The sequence below is a fragment of the Deinococcus indicus genome (assembly GCF_002198095.1).
In the GTDB taxonomy this organism is placed as follows: domain Bacteria; phylum Deinococcota; class Deinococci; order Deinococcales; family Deinococcaceae; genus Deinococcus; species Deinococcus caeni.
The window spans coordinates 15,322-33,454 of record NZ_NHMK01000023.1; the positions used below are offsets into that span (position 1 = coordinate 15,322).

General features: G+C 66.3%; 13 protein-coding genes. 10 read left to right on the plus strand and 3 right to left on the minus strand.

Translation table 11 applies throughout. The annotated features are described in order from the left end of the window. The first annotated feature begins 209 nt into the window (after positions 1-209). Both CBQ26_RS15070 and CBQ26_RS21475 read left to right on the plus strand, forming a co-directional pair. The gene (locus tag CBQ26_RS15070) at positions 210-2,036 is read left to right on the plus strand and encodes a DNA cytosine methyltransferase (protein ID WP_088249464.1); all 1,827 of its coding nucleotides are present in this window, start codon (positions 210-212) and stop codon (positions 2,034-2,036) included. A gap of 13 nt (positions 2,037-2,049) precedes the next feature. Beyond that, positions 2,050-3,225 (plus strand): hypothetical protein, encoded by a 1,176-nt coding sequence (locus CBQ26_RS21475; RefSeq protein ID WP_143342163.1) that lies wholly within the window; start codon positions 2,050-2,052, stop codon positions 3,223-3,225. 526 nt (positions 3,226-3,751) lie between these two features. On the opposite strand, the gene CBQ26_RS23180 is transcribed toward CBQ26_RS21475, so the two are convergent. Further along, on the minus strand, positions 3,752-4,042 hold the full coding sequence (locus tag CBQ26_RS23180; RefSeq protein ID WP_088249465.1) for an integrase core domain-containing protein: 291 nt from the start codon (positions 4,040-4,042) through the stop codon (positions 3,752-3,754). Positions 4,043-4,193: 151 nt separating this feature from the next. Here CBQ26_RS23180 and CBQ26_RS15080 point away from each other — a divergent pair, with 151 nt between their 5' ends. After that, complete coding sequence (locus CBQ26_RS15080) at positions 4,194-5,123, plus strand: transposase (protein WP_172418121.1); 930 nt, start codon at positions 4,194-4,196, stop codon at positions 5,121-5,123. Between the two features lie 159 nt (positions 5,124-5,282). Here CBQ26_RS15080 and CBQ26_RS15085 read toward each other — a convergent pair whose 3' ends face one another. Together CBQ26_RS15085 and CBQ26_RS15090 are read right to left on the minus strand one after the other, a co-directional pair. Further along, positions 5,283-6,182, minus strand: coding sequence for a ParB/RepB/Spo0J family partition protein (locus tag CBQ26_RS15085; RefSeq protein WP_088249467.1), 900 nt, complete (start codon positions 6,180-6,182; stop codon positions 5,283-5,285). Continuing rightward, positions 6,179-6,946 carry a ParA family protein gene (locus CBQ26_RS15090; RefSeq protein ID WP_088249468.1) on the minus strand — a complete coding sequence of 256 codons (768 nt, stop codon included), beginning with the start codon at positions 6,944-6,946 and terminating at the stop codon, positions 6,179-6,181. The genes CBQ26_RS15085 and CBQ26_RS15090 overlap by 4 nt, the downstream gene beginning before the upstream one ends. A 207-nt stretch (positions 6,947-7,153) precedes the next feature. On the opposite strand from CBQ26_RS15090, the gene CBQ26_RS15095 reads away from it, so the two are divergent. From CBQ26_RS15095 to CBQ26_RS15125, 7 genes are all read left to right on the plus strand, one after another. Beyond that, the gene (locus tag CBQ26_RS15095; RefSeq protein WP_088249469.1) at positions 7,154-8,590 is read left to right on the plus strand and encodes a replication initiator protein A; all 1,437 of its coding nucleotides are present in this window, start codon (positions 7,154-7,156) and stop codon (positions 8,588-8,590) included. Between the two features lie 715 nt (positions 8,591-9,305). Beyond that, positions 9,306-9,536 (plus strand): type II toxin-antitoxin system Phd/YefM family antitoxin, encoded by a 231-nt coding sequence (locus CBQ26_RS15100; RefSeq protein WP_088249470.1) that lies wholly within the window; start codon positions 9,306-9,308, stop codon positions 9,534-9,536. After that, the gene (locus tag CBQ26_RS15105) at positions 9,537-9,968 is read left to right on the plus strand and encodes a type II toxin-antitoxin system VapC family toxin (protein WP_088249471.1); all 432 of its coding nucleotides are present in this window, start codon (positions 9,537-9,539) and stop codon (positions 9,966-9,968) included. 77 nt (positions 9,969-10,045) lie between these two features. After that, a complete protein-coding gene (locus CBQ26_RS15110; protein ID WP_342351783.1) occupies positions 10,046-10,621 on the plus strand; it encodes a Rad52/Rad22 family DNA repair protein in 576 nt (191 codons plus the stop codon). 25 nt (positions 10,622-10,646) lie between these two features. After that, the gene (locus CBQ26_RS22890) at positions 10,647-13,238 is read left to right on the plus strand and encodes a PD-(D/E)XK nuclease family protein (protein ID WP_143342165.1); all 2,592 of its coding nucleotides are present in this window, start codon (positions 10,647-10,649) and stop codon (positions 13,236-13,238) included. Beyond that, positions 13,235-16,057, plus strand: coding sequence for a UvrD-helicase domain-containing protein (locus tag CBQ26_RS15120; protein ID WP_088249474.1), 2,823 nt, complete (start codon positions 13,235-13,237; stop codon positions 16,055-16,057). The genes CBQ26_RS22890 and CBQ26_RS15120 overlap by 4 nt, the downstream gene beginning before the upstream one ends. Before the next feature lie 10 nt (positions 16,058-16,067). Beyond that, positions 16,068-18,110 (plus strand): 3'-5' exonuclease, encoded by a 2,043-nt coding sequence (locus tag CBQ26_RS15125; RefSeq protein ID WP_088249475.1) that lies wholly within the window; start codon positions 16,068-16,070, stop codon positions 18,108-18,110. The last annotated feature ends 23 nt before the right edge of the window (positions 18,111-18,133 follow it).

An 18,133-nucleotide genomic window follows, 5' to 3' on the forward strand; every position in this document is an offset into this window, starting at 1 on the left:
TCTCCAGTTTGCTCGTCCCTCGCATCGAGAGGGTCAGGTTCTGGAAGTCATCCTTGGAGCATTACCGGTAGGGCCTGGTCAGCGTGCTTACTGGTGACGTGCTCATGCCCAACTTCAACCCCTGAGCTCGCCCTGCTGAGCAGTTACCATCCGGCTTTTGTGTGCTTGCTCGGGAATATGCATGGGCGGAGTAGTTAGGATGATCGGGCATGACAGCCCCCGAGACGCCAGCAGAACTAATCGCAAATCCTCGCACCCTCTCTCTTTTCTCTGGTGGAGGCGGCCTGGACATCGGTTTTGCCCTTGCCGGATTCAATATTATTGCTGCGGTCGAAATCCAGCCCGAGTGTTGCGAGACCCTGCGCCGAAATGAGGGAACTTACTTTCCCCAAGATGCCCAGGTTTTCAACATCGACATTCACGATTTCGATACCTCACAGGTCGTCGGGCCTGTGGACTTTATAATCGGCGGCCCCCCATGCCAGACTTTCTCGGCAATTGGTCGGCGTGCGGGTGGCGCTGAGGGTACAAATGATCCGAGGGGCGGACTCTTCCAGGAGTATTGCCGGATTGTTGCACACTATCGCCCGCGCGGTTTTCTGTTCGAAAACGTGCGTGGGATCATCAGCTCGAACAAGGGTACTGACTGGCGAGAGATCAAAGCCGCCTTCCGGGCGATCGGCTATGAGCTGAACTACAAGATTCTCAATGCGGCTGATTTTGGAGTCGCCCAGAAGCGAGAACGCCTGATTATGGTCGGCACGCGTGATGGATTCCGCTTCGACTTCCCGCGCCCGACCCATGGCCCTGATTCAGGCGCTGGCATCCCGCACATCGGAGCGCTGGCGGCCATGGCCGACATCCAAGACCCTAATGAGCCATTCCACTCTTACGATGGCAAATATGGCCATCTCTTGGAACAGGTGCCGCCAGGGCAGAACTACCACCACTTCACCATTGAGATGGGATACCCAAATCCTATTTTCGCCTGGCGGTCGCGCTTCTCTGATTTTCTCTACAAGGCTGACCCCGAGGAACCCGTCCGTACCGTTGTGGCCAAGCTTGGCAAGTACTCCGGCCCCTTTCACTGGAAGAACCGGCGCTTCACGCTTGACGAGATGAAGCGCCTACAGTCATTCCCAGATGATTACTTCATCGAGGGGACCATGGCGCAGAAGCTCCAGCAGATCGGCAACAGCGTGCCACCTGTCTTCGCAGAAAGGCTCGCCCGCGCCGTGCTGCAAAGTGTCTTTGGTATCGCGCAGGGAATGGAAACGATTGATGGGGAGTTTAAGTTCAGCTATGACGCCGCTAAGGGAGTACGTGCCAGACGGACGCGCGCGCTCCGCCTTGAGACTGCTACCCCACTCTTCGACGGGCCAGTAGAGGTCGATCATTCCAACGATTACGTGCTGAGGACGCATTTCAGCTATGAATCCCCGTCAAAATTGACCTTCGGAAACAGCGGCACCCCAGTGGAGTTCACGCGGGACGGCGACACCTGCACAGTGCGGGTTGGTAGCGGGACGGAGACGATCAGGTATGAGCTTACCTTTGACCGCCCGGTAGGTGCTGGACTGTCGAAAATTGTGTGCGTATCAAGCTTGGCCGGTGAGCGACTCTATATGGCATGGGACGCCGTCGAGGAGGCCCTGAAACGCAATACCAGCTTTCAAACCATGTTTGACATTTACGGACATTTCACCGAACCGCACCCGATTTTTACTTTGGCAACAACGGTTTACGATCAGCAAGACCCCTTACTGCTGCTGAGCAAACATTGCTCCAAACCAGCAAACTGCCGCCAAGTACTGCACTACCGCGATCTGGAGCGGATCTCCGGACTTCCGGTGGAGGACTCAGAAACCTTTCTCACCTACGTCAAGTACATGCGGGCGCTCAGGCTAGACGTGCGAGTTCACCAGACAAACCCCAGGATTCCAGAGGATCACTTCACCATGAACTATCCGTTTACCTTGAGCCGCTCACGTCAGGTTGCGGTGACTTGGACTGAAAAGGAGGCCGTCGTCATGTGAAGTAAACTGAGGAATGTCTTACACCGAAATAATCGAGCGCGCCGCCCGCAAGGCCCAACAGCACATAGCCGATGGCACTACACCCAGCGGGGCCGCCCTCAACCTGGCGATCATGGAGCAACCCATGGGCAAAACGTCAGCGGAACAGGGACGGACAGCGCGCGAAGCCGTCGACACATTGATAAATAACCTGAACAGTAACAAGTATCTGTTCAGTATCCTTGTTACTGCACTAACAACCAAAATAGTTCATCCCAAGGTGGACATTCGCAACCATCAGTCCGCGTTGGAGAACAGCTATTCAAATCGGAGTACTGACCAACAGCACGTGACTCCGCAGCTGAAGCGCCTGGGACTAACACACTGTGCAACAAGTGGAATGGAGAGTGGACGCAACTTTGAGCGCCCCCTTCCGCTAGGACTTGATTTCCCTTCCCGCCCGCAGGGCAAGGGAAACAGGGAATCTTTGCTGGGACTCCTGCACGCCGTGCAAGTAGAAGGAGCAGATCCAGAGGAACTCCTCACCTACCTCTTCTACCGCGACTTTACCTCAAGGAAGGTCGCAAATTATAGCTACGATCCACCGAAGGGAACGACGGTCGCCCAGGTAATGGTAATGCTTACGTCGCACTTCTCCGGGGCGCGCGGACAAGGGAAATCCCGCCTGCCTGTACTTGCACTTCAAGCGATATATCTCGCCATGGGTAACGAGGTTTCTCGCTATCAGCGGAAAACAGTGGCGCCTCTTAATCGCCACACCGCAAACGATAAGAAGGGCTTCATTGGAGATATTCAGGTCAATGACGGTGATGTTCCATTTGAGGGTGTGGAGGTTAAGGATGGTCATCCAATTACGCCGGAGATGGTGACCGCACTGCCGCAGAAACTCCAGGGCTTCCAAGTCGACCGGTATTACATTCTTTCGACAGCTGAGAACTGCATCAAAGTTGGAGAAGAAAATGCCGTAGAGGCAGCTATCGAGAAAGTGCGACAAGCGACCGGATGCGAGATCATCGCAAACGGCCTCATCAGAACGCTCTGGTACTATCTGCGACTTCTGACTGATCCCGATGAGGTAGTGAGGAACTACACAGATCTCATGGCTACGGATCAGGACGTGCGAGATCAGCAGCGCCACCTCTGGGGCGAAATCCTCGACGCCCAGCGCGCGGAGGCGCTTTGCGAATAGTGGTATCCGTTAACTTCTCCGATCATTGCGTCCTACACGGAGTGAGGGGGGTAATCTGAGAGCAGGAACAGCGGATCACTTGGGAGCCTAACACTACTGATGAGAATGCCAACGACGGGGCATTCTTGAGCTGTCATGACACAAGAACAGCACACCGACGGGGACGCCTCCATCCTATTCCACCGCATCTTCGCCCTCCTCCGAACTGCCCCATGGTCGGATCAGCGACATGCCCGAACGTTCGCCTGGATGGTTGCCGGTCTCCTCCTGAGTTGCGTTCCTCACCCAGCCGCGTGGTGCTCCTTTCGTGGTATCCCGAGTTCGATACGCGCAGAGTCATGAACGACGATTCCTGCGCGCCTTGACGTCTTCAAGCGTCCCCTGGCGCGCGGTCTACCAGCACCTCATGCAGGTTGCACTGCGTGACTGGGGTGATGCGCGCATCATCTGGCCTGACCCCAAAGCTTGGACACTTTCGAGTAGAGACTCGATACAAGGACGAGCGTACACTGTCGTCTTCCCTTTTTCACCTGGTGGCCGGGATGACGGCCGCATGTGCGGTGTCCTGCCCGCACATGGGGACGGCAGGCCGGCCACCGGCCTCCCTGGCCCACTCACCCGGCGTCCGGTAGCCCAACGACAAATGAGGCCGCCCATTGTTATAAAACGTGCGCCAGGACTCCAGAATCACCTGAGCATGCACTACCGAGTAGAACACTTTCAGGTTCAAGCATTCCTCCCGGAGTCGTGAACAAGAGTTTCCACAGGCGAGAGAACAGCGACCAGCACGAAGGCCCAGGAGGCAGGGGCTTGAAATTCCCCGGTCTCATGGGCCTTGATGCGAAGTGACTATGCCTCGCATCCCCAGCCTACCGCACAGCATCATCACCGCTCAGCTGAACCGGGTCACCAGCCTCAGTGGCCTCGTTCCCTACAGCACCCTGCGGAAAAGTGCCATCTCCAAAGAGATGGCGCGGGACTCCTTCGCATCGACCGAAGACCTCCAGCGTCGAGCCAGGAACGCGCCTTCCGGCGCGTTCCTGGCCATCGATTTCGTCATGGTGCCCCACGCCGGACGGACGATGGAAGGCGTGAACGACCACTACAGCGGTCAGGCCCAGACCCGCCTCGGCCATCAGTTCACCTCCGCGGCCCTGGTCAGGTTCGGTGAAGATCCAGTTCTGTTGCTGGAGCGCTTCAAGGTTTCCCAGCCCCTTGAGACGACCTGTTACCCGTACCGCACCGCCACGCAGGAAATGATCCACGTCGTTCAGGATTGCCTCGCGGCGGACGTCCCCATGGCGGGTCTGCTGCTGTATGGGGAGTTCGGGCGGGACGCCGCCGTCACCTTCAGTCGCGAGCATCAGATTCCGGTCTTGATCCGGGCCAAAGCCAATATGACCGTGCAGTTCGAGGGTGAGTCCCTCACCCTCGGTGCGCTGAGCCGGCAGTTCCCTCCGGAACGCTGTCACCTGTACGCGGAGTTCGGGTGGCGTGTCCGTCGATTGCCGGTTGCCCGTGAGGTCGGTGGGTTCGATGTCCTGATCGTGTGGCGCAAGGTGCACGGAGAGTGGACACGGTTTTTCCTGTTCAGCACGTTTGGTGATGACGTCACGGTTCGCTCACTGCTGCGGGCCTGGAAGGCCCGCTGGGGAATCGAGGTGATTCACCGGTTCTTCAAGCAGAACCTGGGGTTGGGACGCTGTCATTGCCGAACGATCCAGGCGCAGGAGAACTGGGTGTGGTGCGTGGTGGAGGCCTTTCACGCGGTGTTACGGGTGCGTCGGGAAGTACCGGGCATGACGTGGCGGGCCGCACAACGGCAGGCAGCTCAGCATGCCGAAAAGTACGTCCTGACCGGGATGGATCAGGACGTACTCCTGCTTAAGGCCGCGTGACACGACATCAGCAGGGAAGTGGAAACTGTTGGGAAACAACGGACTGAGGATGGACCACTCGGAATCCGTAAGATCCGTCTCATATGCTGTTCTGGTCATTCTTCAGCGCACTCCTTGGGTCCCTCCAAGCTAACTGACAGAGTTTTCAGAGGCACTTTATTACCGCTTAGCGAGTTCCGAGTCCAGTCTGTTTTTCAGCGCGTCGGGCATCCGTTCCAGCCACTTCTCGATAGCTCGGCGGTCGAGCGGCTCCAGTTGCGCGAGGAAACGCCGGTCACTGAGCGCACGCCCTACCTGAAATGCGCGTTCCTCACGGCCAGCTGCAGCAGGAGGGGAGAGTCTCCTCAGTTCGGCAAGCAGCTCTTCACGTGTCGCCCCCCCTTTCGCCAGAGCGATCAGGGCAGCGTGGTGCTCAGGCGGCGCTGAGACGACAACTGCCGCGAGCGTGCGAGGCACACCGGCCCGCAGGGCGTCGAGCACGGCAGGGGGCCAGTTCAGGATCCGGAGCTTGTTCTTCGCGTAACTCCGCCAGGATTCGCCCAGCGGCGTGAAGACTCCGTCCATCAGGGCATGATCGGGTCCCTCCGCTTCCTTGAGCAGCTGCATCAGGCGGCCACGCGCCTGCTCAGGTGTCACACCCAGAGCCAGTGACACGAGCGTCAGCTTCGCGTCGACCTCATCGATCACGTTCAGGTCCTGACGCTGCAGGTTCTCCATCAGGCCCGCCACCAGCGCCTGCCGGTCATCGAGATCCCGGATCAGGACCGGCACCTCCTGCAGGCCAGCGAGCTGAGCAGCCCGCCAGCGCCTCTCCCCTGCCACGATCTCGTACCGACCGCCGACCGCCCGGACCAGCAGGGGCTGCAGGATGCCCTCAGCGCGGATGCTGGCAGCCAGGCTTTCCAGGGAATCCGTCCCGAAGGTCCGCCTGGGCTGCGCCGTGCCGGCTGTCAGCTGATCCACCCTGAGCAGTTGCGCGCCCGCACGTGCCAGCCCGGCGTCAGACGCCACGGTGAGAAGCCCGGAGAGCTTCCCAAGGTCCCGTTTCGGGCGACTCACGCCGTCACCTCGTAAGCAACCCCGAGTGCCCGCGCGATGCTCGCGGTCGCCTGCCGCAGATCCTCGGCTACCGGACTGCCCGGCGCGTATACACCCACCGGCTGCCCTGCCAGAGCGCTGTCGAGGTAGATCGCTTCCCTCTGCGGCAGGGGCTCGGACACCGGTGACAGGTGAGACCGGATCTGCTCGAGCATGTCGCGGTCGTGTCCACGGCGGGCGTCGTACAGAGTCGGCAGGTAGAGACCGACCCGCAGCTCCGGGCGCAGACCGTGGTACATCCGCATGACCTCCGACAGGCCAGGCAGGGCGTTCACACCCTTGACGCGGGTCGGGATGGGGACGAACAGAACGTCCGATGCCAGCGCCCCGAGCGCGGCGAGTTTCCCGACGCTCGGCGGACTGTCGATCAGCACCACGTCGTACTGTCCCTCCACGGCCGTCAGCGCGCGCCGCAGGAACAACTCGGCTCCGATCCGGCCCGGCATGATCGCCTCCGCCAGTGCCAGATCCACCCGCGACGGAATGAGATGCAGTCCGAATACCTCACGCGGCACCGGGAGCGCCCTGGCCTCGGTCGCGACCGGATACACCGTCTCATGGAGCTCGGCATCCTCGACGCCCAGCCAGGTGGTGAGGTTGGCCTGTGGGTCGAGGTCGATCAGCAGCACCTTCAGCCCCGAGCGTGCAAGTTCGTAGCCGGCGTTGAGGGTGAGCGACGTCTTGCCCGCTCCTCCTGCGTGATTGAAAAACGTCGCGGTGATCACTCCCAGACCATAGCGTGTTCCCGGTTCGTTCCGGAACGAACCGGGAGCAACATGCCAGCGCACCTGACACCGGGCACCGTCCTAAACGTAAAGAACCGTCAACTCCGGGGCCCGCGCCCACTCGGTTCTTCGCGCATCAGCTCCGCCTCTTTCCCGTAGTTTCTGAGGCGTTCTCCCCGTCCACTGGCTGTTCTTTACAATGCAGGCATGGCTGAGCGAAAACCGAGGCGAGCCGCGCCACTGGTCCTGGATGTCGGAAGCGGCTACGACGAGCTCAACCTTGGCCGACTGGCACTGATCAGCGGGCAGAAAACCGTGCCGGCCACCCTGCGCCGCTGGCAGAAATCCATTCTCACGCCCGACGGCCGCCCCGTCGTCATCACCTGCTCCGTCCCGGAAGATCAGGTCGTCCCCCATGGCCTGGATAACGACTTCATGGTCGGGCTGGTCAACCTCTGCTTCGAGGCGGGATTGCCGGACGGGCCCTTCACGGTCTCCGCCTACGGCCTCCTCAAAGCTTCAGGGTTCCCGGACACCGCTCAGTACTACCGCTCCCTCGAGGAAAGCCTGGTGCGCCTGAACAAGGCCAACTACACCATCGACGAGGGCTGGTTCGTACGGGGACCGCACACCTGGACGACCCAGTCATTCGCGCAGGTCAACTACCTCTCGTACGCCCGTTCGAAAACTGGAGTCCGGGGTACCTCCGTCATCACAGTGCAGCTCGCACCGCCCATCATGGACAGTCTGCGCGCCGGGTACATCAAACCTCTGGATCTGAATTTCTACCGCTCACTCAGTCAACCACTGGTCCGGGCCGTGTACCGTCAGCTCGACGCGCTGCATTTCGACGACTCGACCCCTGACGGCCTCGTGCGGGAACTCAGTGCCCCGCTGATGGCCTGGGCAAACCGCCTGGGGATCTTCAGTGACCGCGCCGACAACGTCGCCCGTACGCTCAAGCCGGCCAATGACGAGCTGCTGGCAAAGAAATATGTCTCCGAAATCGAGCTGACTGGTCGGGGGCGCGACAAGCTGGTGCGGTACGTGTTCGGGCCGCCCCCAGTGGGGGATCATCCACAACTCGCGGAACTCCTACGTCTCAGGGGCGTGAAGTCCGGGGTCGCCGTCCGGCTGTCCACGGTCTTCCCGGAGCGCATCGAGGAAGCCGCCCGCCGCTTCGATCATTACGTCAAGACAGCAACCCGGCCGGTCGGCAACCCCGGGGGCCTGCTGGTCGCGATGGTGCAGCGCCCGGAGGATTTCGCCGACCTGCCCGGGTACGTCCCGGCCCGCCCGAAAACAGAGGCACCGACTGCTCCGGCGACCGGCACCAAGCAGACCGTCCCCAATGCACCGCTCACCGATGAGATCGAGGCCATGGAAGCCCGGGAGGAAACGCGGGTAGCCGCCCTGAGCGGTCAGGCCCTGGTCGACTGGGTGCTGCGCCAACTGACCTTGCTCGGCACCATGAGGCACCTCAGCGTCCAGGAAAGGGCTCTGCTCACGGAGGCGGTCGCGGAGGGAACGCTTGATGGCCGGGCCGTCGTGCGTGAGGCCACGCGTGCCGTCTCAGGCGGCATTCCGGCCGTCCGCGCCGTTGCGGAGGACGTGCGCACTCACCTCTCGGGCATGCTCCCGTAGTTTCTGAGGAACTATCCAACGGCCAGTCCCGTATGTTCTGAGGGATGGCCGGGAAAAACAGCGGCCAGGACAGCAAGGGCGCAGGCGAACTACTTCTACCGTAGTTTCTGAGGGATCGACGAGAAAAAGGCACTGCTCGGCCCGTATGTTCTGAGGGAAACTTCAACACACTCTGCCTTTCATACCCGTATGTTCTGAGGAAAACGCCTCTCCTGATTCCCGTATCTTCTGAGGGAAAAACAGGCGAGCTTCAGAGGCATCACCCGTATGTTCTGAGGGAAAGCGGCAGCGGATGCCCGTAGTTTCCGAGTGAAACAGGCAGCTTTTTCCCGTAGTTTCTGAGTAGATTTTTGAAAATTTGCTCGCTAGGACGGCTTCCGCCCTACTCTCCTGATGATGTTTTTTATTCATCATTCTTTTTAAAATCACCATTCAAAGCCATCACATCAGACATCGGAACAGATTTCCGGTCAGCCGACCTGGACGGTCTGTGCGCTCCCCAGGAGAGGGCCCGACGGAAGATAGGGTCCCGCCCATGAAAGGTCAGGAAGGTTATCCCCACGGCGCTCCAGCAGGAGGAGATATCTGCCTTCCGTCCCCGTTGGCCAGGCCTGGACTACAGTGTCTCTGCCAGTGGATAGGAGTCTGGCTCATTCGTGCAGTAGCTCGGCTTCCTACTCACGTCTGTAGTACTGTTGCTCCACAGGAGGGGACGATGACGACGATCACGGCGCGTGACTTCAACCAGCAGGTCAGCAGGGCCCGCCAGGCAGCCCTCGAGGAACCCGTCTTCATCACCGAACGCGGCCGCCCCCGTCACGTCCTCCTCAGCATCGAGGCCTACGAAGCCCTGCTCGGCGGTCAGATGTCCATCGTGGACCTCCTCCACCTCGAAGCCGACCCTGCCGTGACGTTCCCCACCGCCCAGGCAGCGGAGTTCGACTGAATGTACCTGCTCGACACCAACGTCGTCTCCGAACTCCGCAAGGTCAAGGCCGGCCGGGCCGATCCGAACGTCGCCGCGTGGGCCCGGCGCGTCCTCACGACCGAGCTCTACCTCTCGGTCGTCACGGTACAGGAACTCGAACTCGGCCTCCTGCTGAAGGAGGGGCAGGACGCAGCGCAGGGCCGCGCACTGCGGACCTGGCTCGAAGGACAGGTGCTGCCCGCCTTCGCAGGGCGCATCCTGCCGGTGACGGTCGCCATCGCGCGGCAGTGCGCGGCGTTGAACGTGCCGGAGACGAAACCTGAACGGGCTGGCCTGATGGCCGCCACAGCCCTGGTGCACGGCCTGGCGCTGGTCACCCGCGCCGGCCAGGACTTCCAGGATACCGGCGTCACCTTGTTTGATCCCTGGCACGCCACTACGAACGATTGAGCGCAGATGAACGGGCTGGCGGTGCCCTCCCGGCCAGTGCGGCCCAGGTCAGTCCTTGGTCTAGGCTGCGGGGCGTGATGTACAGCGATGTCAAGGAGCGCCTGGCGGCGCCGTTTCCCTCGCAGCGCGTGCAATGGCGCGCGCAGAGCTTCTCCCGGGATCGTTCGTCGGCGCTGATGGTGGCGTACGTGGACGCCCGCACGGTCATGGACCGGCTCGACGATGTCTGCCCGGACGGGTGGTCCTTCGACGTGGAATTCCTGCCGGCGGCCGTCCCTGTCGCGCGGGGCCGCCTGAGTGTTCTGGGCCTGTCCCGCAGTGACGTCGGTGAGGCGGGAGAGGGGGAGGCGGCAACCTTCAAGGCCGCGGCGAGTGACGCCCTCAAGCGCTGCGCGGTGCATTTCGGAGTGGGGCGCTACCTGTACGACCTACCCCGGGTGTGGGTGGCGTGGAGCGAGGAGCGGCGCGCGCCGCTGGAGGAGTTGCGCCTGCCGGAGTGGGCGCTGCCGGACGATGAGCGGTCGAGTGGTGCGCCGCACGTGCTCGGGGCGCTCGAGACCCTCCGGGGGGAGCTGCCGCGGGACGTGCAGCAGTTGCGGGAGGTGTACCGGCACCTGCGCGGAGCGCTGGAGGCGGCGGGACGGGCAGAGTAGCGTTCGTTGCAGCCTGATGTGAGGCATGCTGGGCGACGTGAGGACCGTCATGCTAGGAGCGAGTACGTTGCCGGAGGTGCGCGGGACAGCGCTGACCCTGAACCGCCGCGCCGCAGCTCGGCTGGGCGTGCGGCCGCTGCGGTTGGACGCGCTGGCGCTGCGTGCGGTGCTGGACGCCGGGGAGGGGGTCGCGTCGCCGGCGCTGGCGCACCGCACGCTGACGCGGGCCGTGCAGGCGGAACTCGCGCCACGGGAGGCGGCGTTGACGGCCCGCGCCCTGTCGGGCGCGGTGCGGGAACTGCTGCGTGTGCAGGCGGACCTGGGGCGCCTCGAGCAGGTGGGCTCGGCGGCCGTGGCGCGTCTGGCGCGCGTGACGGCCGCGTACCGCACCGCGCTGCGCGGTCAGGGGCTGCTGGATGCCGTTGAGGTGGTGGGGCGCGCGGCGGAGCTGATCACGCCGCAGGTGCTGACGGTATTCGGGTACGTGCGGCTCTCCCCGGGGGAACTGGCCTTTCTGGACGCGGCGGCCGCGGAGGGAAGTGTGCTGGCCCTGCCGTGGGCTGAGCATGCCTACTTCGAGGAGAACCGCCGGGCCGCTGAGGCGCTCGCGGCGCGCGGCTGGACGGTGGATCCCAGTGGGGGAGAGGCCCCGGGTCTCGCGGGTGCGTTCCTGGGTCAGCCGGGCGCGGGCCGCGGGGAGCTCTTCGTCGCGGCGGATGAGGATCAGGAGGTGCGGGCTGCGCTGCGGCGCGTCAAGGGTCTGGTGCGTGGCGGTGTGCCTGCCGGTGACGTCGCGCTGGTCGTGCCGGACGATGACGTATGGGCGCCGCGCGTGCGGGCGGTCGCGCAGGAGTACGGGCTGCCGCTGCGGCTGTCCACGTCGCTCCCGCTGTCCCGGACCCGCCCGGGCCGCTGGCTGGAACGGGTACTGGCGGCCGTGGAGGACGGCGTGAGCTTCACGTCGCTGGCCCGCGTGCTCGCCCACGCCCTCGACGCGGGCATGGACGGGCCGCTGTGGCGGCAGGTGCAGGCCGCCCGGCCAGGTGACCCGGCGGCGTGGGCGGCGCTGGGCATGGATGCCGGCGGGTTCGACTGGCCGGAGCAGGCCACGCGCGGCGCGTGGGTCGGGCGGATGGTGGCGTTGATCGAGTCGCGGGGCGTGGCGGACCGCGCCCGGAGGACTCAGGATCTGCTGGCCGTGAATTTCCTGCTGGCGGAACTGACGGTGCTGGCGGAACCGGCCGGGGAGACCCTCTCACGTGAGGCGTTCGTTTCTGACCTGCGGGACCTGCTGAGCCTGGTGACGGTGCCGTCCGATCCAGGCACGCAGGGCGTGGAACTCCTGACCCTGCCGGGCCTGGTGGGCGCGCAGGTGCCGCACGTGTTCCTGCTCGGGGCGGTGGACGGCGCGCTGCCCGCGCGGCTGCAGGACGACCCGGCCCTGGACTTCATGGAGCGGAGACACCTGGCGGCGGCCGGGCACGCCCCGGTCGAGACGGCCGCTTCCCTGTCGCGGCGGGACGCCATGACGTTCTGGGCGGTTCTCGCGTCGGCGGGGCACCTGACGGTCAGTTACTCACGGGTGGGCCCGGGCGGGGAAGGGCATCCGAGTCCGTTTCTCGCGCCGCTTCCCCTGGACCGGGTCGCGGCGCCGGACGTGGCCTGCAGTCCGGAAGAGGCGCGCCGCGCCGCGCTGTGGCAGGGCGGCTACGTGGACGCCACGCTCCCGGGCGTGCAGGCGGCGCACGCGGTGGAGGTCCGGCGCATCAGTGCGCCCGACTATGACGAGTTCGACGGCCTGACCGGCCTGGCCCTGAACCCGGACGAGTGGACGTTCAGCGCGTCTCAGTTGGGGGTCCTGGGCCGCTGCACGTTCCGCTGGTGGCTGGAGTACGCGCTGCGTCTCAAGCCGGACGCGCCGGAAGGCGAACCGCTCGGCTTGGGGCGCCTGCGGCACGCGGCGCTCGCTCACGCCGCCCTCGCGGCCGCCCAGATTCCCGGGCGGGACGTGCGGGAGGTGATGCTCGGCGCGCTCGACGAGGGGCTGCGCCGCGCCGAGTCGGATCAGGGCTGGGCGCAGACGCCCGAGTGGACGCACGAGCGTCAGGACGTCCTCGGTGGGCTGCGCGGCGCGGTGCAGGGTGCTGGCTTCCTTGCGCCGGACGCGGCGCCCATCGCGGCCGAGCGTCCCTTCGCCGCGCCGTGGCGGGGTCTGCAGGTGCGGGGCGTCGTGGACCGCGTCGACCGGCTCGGCGAGCGGCTGCACCTCGTGGACTACAAGAGCGGCGTGAGCGCCCCCACCGGCGTGCAGGACAGCGCGGGGCGCCTGAACCTGGACGTGCAGCTCGCCCTGTACGCCGAGGCGGCCCTGCCGGCCCTGTACCCGGGCGCGCCGCTCGGCGGCGCGGCGTACGTGTCCCTGAAGACCGGCGCGGTCACCGCTCGGCTCAAGCTCGTCCCGGCGGAACTCGATGCGTTCACGGGGCGGGTCCGTCACGCCCTGGCCACCGGCGCGTTCCCGCCCCGCCCGGACGCGGCGCTGAGCACCTGCCGCACCTGCCCGTGGACGGGCGTGTGCCGCGGCGGGGAGCGCCTGCTCGCCAAGGGGCGCGCATGAGCCTCACGGACGCCCAGCGCGCCGCCGCGCACGCCCCCGGGAGTGTCACCGTGATGGCCGGGGCGGGCAGCGGCAAGACCCACATGCTGGTCTCCCGCTACCTGCATCACCTCGACACCCTCTCGCCGCTGCAGGTCGTGGCGACCACCTTCACGGAGAAGGCCGCCGCTGAACTGCGCGCCCGCATCCGCCGGGGCGTTCTCGCCTCACGGCCCGGGGACCTCGACACGCTCGCGGAACTCGAAGCGGCGCAGATCGGCACGATCCACGCGCTGTGCGCCCGGATCGTGCGCGACCATCCCAGCGCGGCGGGCGTCCGGCCGGACGCGGCGGTGCTTGACGCCGGGCAGGCGCGCGTGTGGCGGTCCCGGCACCTGCGCGCCGCACTCGCCCAGCTGCCTACCCGCACCTTCCGGCACCTGCCGTTCACGCGGGTGGCGGCGCTGCTACCTGCCCTGCTCGACGATCCCCTGCTCACCCGGCGGGCCTTCGACGTGGGCCGCGGCCCCTGGGAAGACTGGGCGCAGCGGGCCCGTACGGACGCCTACGTGGCCCTGACCGGTGACCCCGCCTGGCAGGGCGCGGTCGCCACTCTCCACGCGCACGCCGGGGAAGCCGGGGACCGCATCGAGGACGTCCGCCAGCGCGCCCTGACCCTGCTCGACGACCTCGCCGGCCCGGACCCCAGCGGCGCGGCTGAGGCGCTGATCGCCCTGCCCCTGACGGGCGGCAGCGCCAAGGCCTGGCCGGGCGGCGCGCTCCCTCTCGTCAAGGAGGCCGTCAAGACCCTGCGCGCACAGCTCAGCAGTGCCCTCGACGCCGGGCTGCTGATGCTCGCCCCGGGCAGCACCGACGAGTGGCTCGCCGCGGCGCTCCCTGACCTCGAGGCGGCGTTCACACACGTTCAGGAGCAGCTGGGCGAGCTCAAACGCCGCGCGGGCCTGCTGGACTTCGCAGACCTCGAAGTGCAAGCCCTGCGCGCCCTGGACGACCCGGCGGTCCTCGCGCACTACCACGCCCGCTGGCAGGCGTACCTCATCGACGAGGCGCAGGACACCAACCCCGTGCAGGCCGAACTGCTCGAGCGGCTGGCCGGGCCCGCCCGGCGCACGCTCGTCGGCGACGAGAAGCAGAGCATCTACGGATTCCGGCGCGCCGATCCGGCGTTGTTCCGCGCGGCCGGGAAACGCATCACGGAGGCCGGCGGCGCCTCGGTCGCCCTCGACCGCAGCTTCCGTACGCACGCCGGTCTGGTGGACGTCACCAACCGCATCTTCGGGCCGCTGCTCGGCGCGCTGCACACGCCCCTGCAGGCCGAGCGTCCCTCCCCGGGCGGCGTCACCGCGCATGCCTGGCACCTGAGCGACACCAAACCCAAAGCGCGCGCCCAGGCCGCCGAAGCCGCGCACATCACCGCGCAGGTGCAGGCCCTGCTCGCCCTCCCGGAGTCCGGGCTGGGCAGACCGCTGCGTCCCGGTGACGTGGCGGTCCTCACGCGCGGCTGGGCAGCCCTGCGACCCATCGGGAAAGCCCTGGCCGCCGCCGGTATCCCCGTCCACGAGGCCGGCACCGGCTCCCTGCTCGCCACCCAGGAGGCCCGCGACGGCCTGGCCCTGCTCGCCGCTGCCTCCCACCACGACCCGGCCGCCCTGGTGGCCGTTCTGCGCTCCCCGCTGGGCGGCGCGGACGACACCGCCATCTGGGACCTCGTGCGCGCCGCCAGTGACAGTGACCTGTTCACAGCCCTCGCCGCCTCCAGCGACCCCCGACTCGAACGGTCCAGGACCCTGATGGCCGACCTGCGCCGCCTCGCCCGGCACGAACCTCCCAGCGCGCTGCTGCGCCGCGCCGATTACCTCACCGGGTACACGGCCGTCCTCGCGAACCTCTGGGACGCCGAGCGCAGAAGTGCCGACTGGCGAGGCTTCACGGACTTCGTCCAGGACCTCGAGCGCCAGCACGAGGACACCTTCACCGTCGTCCAGGTGCTGCGTGAAACGCTCGACGCGGGCGTGGACGTTCCCCGCCCACTTCTGGAAGCCGGGGACGCCGTCACGCTCACCACCATGCACTCCAGCAAGGGCCTGGAATGGCCGGTCGTGATCACCGCGAACCTCGACTGGTCCCCCCCTCCCGAAACGGCCGACCTGCTCCTCGACGCCGACCTCGGTGTCGGCCTGCGCCGCGATCAGCAGGCGAGCGTGCCCTGGACCCTCATCGCTGCGCGCCGCCGCGCCCGCGAAGACGCCGAAGCGCGCCGGCTGCTGTACGTCGCCCTCACCCGCGCCCGCGACCACCTGATCCTCACCGCGGGCGCCCCGCCCAAACGCGGCTCACTCCTGGACCTGCTCGTTCCTGGGCTCTCAGCCGCCGGCGTGCCCCTCACCGAGCGAACCGCCGCAGACGCCACCGGTGAGCCCGCGCCCCCGGTGGACCCACCGGCCGCGCCACCCGTCAGCGCCTACTGGACCGACCCGGTCCACCTCGGCGAGTCGCTGCCCACCGCCACGACCGCCGCCGCGCCCCCGACGACCGCCCAGTCGGACGCCGACTGGGCAGAGCTGCTCGACCTGCTCGACCCCACCTGGACCGCCTGGGCCGCCGCGCTCGCCAGCTGCGGCGTACCCGCCCCCAGCGACGTCCACGTCGACCTGCCCGTCGCGGGACGCGTCTCCGGGCACAGCGCCCTGATGCTCTGGCGCCGCGCAGGTGGTGACGTCCTGCTCGTCGACACCGCCCCCCCCGGGACACGCGCCCTCACCGTTCACCTGACCGACGATCCCGCCGACGTCGCCCGCCGCCTCCACGACCTGCTGTAAGGACCCCGCCATGCGCCTGATTCCCGCCCGCACCTTCCAGAAAAGCATCGACCGTCTCGACGCGCAGTCCCAGCAGGTCATCAAGACCACCGTCATGGACCTCTACTTCGACCTGGCCTCGCAGGGCAAACCCCGCGCCAGCCTGCGTTTCCACAAACTCGACCGCACCGTCCAGGACCCCGGCATCCGCAGCGTCTCCGCGAGCGGAGACCTGCGCGTCATCCTCCACCAGAGCGGAGACACCTTCGTCCTCCTGCACGCCGACCACCACGACGCCGCGTACGACTGGGCCTCCCGCCGCCGCCTGCAAGCCAATCCCGTCACCGGCGCCATGCAACTCATCGACATCGAAGAAATTACCCAGGTCGTCACCCGCCAGGTCACCCACACCCAGACCTTTCTCTTCCGCGAGCATGAACCGAGCTACCTGATGTCCCTTGGCGTACCCGAAGCGTACGTCGACGCCGTCCGCCACGCCACGACCGAGAACTTCGACACGCTCTTCGGCGTGCTGCCCGACGAGGCCAGCGACCGCCTGCTCGCCCTGATGGACGGTGAACTCGTCCTCCCGCCTGTTCCAGTCCCCACCGGGGGCGACCCCTACGCCCACCCGGACGCCCAGCGGCACTTCCGTCTCACCACCGACGAACGCGACCTCCAGCAGGCACTCGACGGCCGCTGGGAGGAGTGGACCGTGTTCCTCCACCCGGCCCAGCGGCACCTCGCCGAGCGCGCCCAGAGCGGCCCGGTCCGCGTGACCGGCAGCGCCGGTACCGGCAAGACCGTCGTGGCCCTCCACCGCGCCGCCCACCTTGCCCAGCGCCCGGATGCCCGCTTACTGCTCACCTCCTACAGCCGCACGCTCGCCACCCGCCTGGCCGAGAAGCTCACCCTGCTGCTCCCCGACCCGCGCACGCGTGAACGCGTCACCGTCCTGAACCTCCACCGCCTCGCCCTGCAACTCGCCCGCGACTTCCACCTTCCCCACCAGCAACTCCGGGATGACGAGGTCACAGGCGCCCTCACCCGCGCTGCCCATACAGTCGGTACCGACCTCCCCCTGAGCTTCCTGCGGGCCGAATGGAACGCCATCATCGAACCGCGCGGCCTGCGAACCTGGGAGGACTACCGCGCCGCCCCCCGCACCGGCCGCGGCGTGCCCCTCGGCGCGCGGCAACGCAAAGCCGCCTGGACCGTTTTCGAAACCATGCAGGCTGACCTGCGCGCCTCCGGACAGACCACCTGGAGTCTGCTCTGCCACGACGTCGCCGACGCCCTCGCCGCCCGACCCTTTCCGTTCACTCATGTGGTCGCCGACGAAACGCAGGACCTCGGCCCAGCGGAACTGCGCCTCCTGCGCGCCCTGACTGCCACGGGACCGGACGACCTGTTCCTGTGCGCCGATCCCGGCCAGCGCATCTACCGCGCCCGGCACTCCTGGCTGTCCAGCGGCATCGACGTGCGCGGCCGCTCCAGCCGCCTGCGCATCAACTACCGCACTTCCCGGGAGATCCGCCACGTTGCCGACCGCGTCCTCGGCGATGTCCGCAGCGAAGAGGACCTCCCCGAATCCCGCCGCACCGCCAACCGCTTCAGCGGCCCCGTCCCACAGACACAGCGGTACGACACCCGCGCCGCAGAACTGGCCGGCCTGACCCACTGGATCCGCGACCGGCTCGCCAGTGGCCTGCGCCCCGGTGAAGTTGCCGTCTTCACCCGCGCCCGCCCTGGCGACCGCGCCGCAGCCCTCCAGGCCGCTCTCGACCTGCCCGTCCAGACCCTGGAAGGCGACGGCGCTCACCGCCCCGACCACCTGACCCTCACCACCATGCACCGCGCCAAAGGCCTCGAATTCCGCGCCGTCGCCATCAGCGACGCCTCCGACGGAGTGCTGCCATCCCCGACAGCTCTACGGGACACAGAGGACCCGGCTGACCGGGAGGCCGCCTTACAGCAGGAACGGCAACTGCTCTACGTCGCGCTGACCCGTGCGCGCGAACACCTCCTTGTCACCCACGTCGGCGAGCCCAGCCCCTTTCTGGATCTCAACTGATACGAATAGCACTCGGGGAAGCT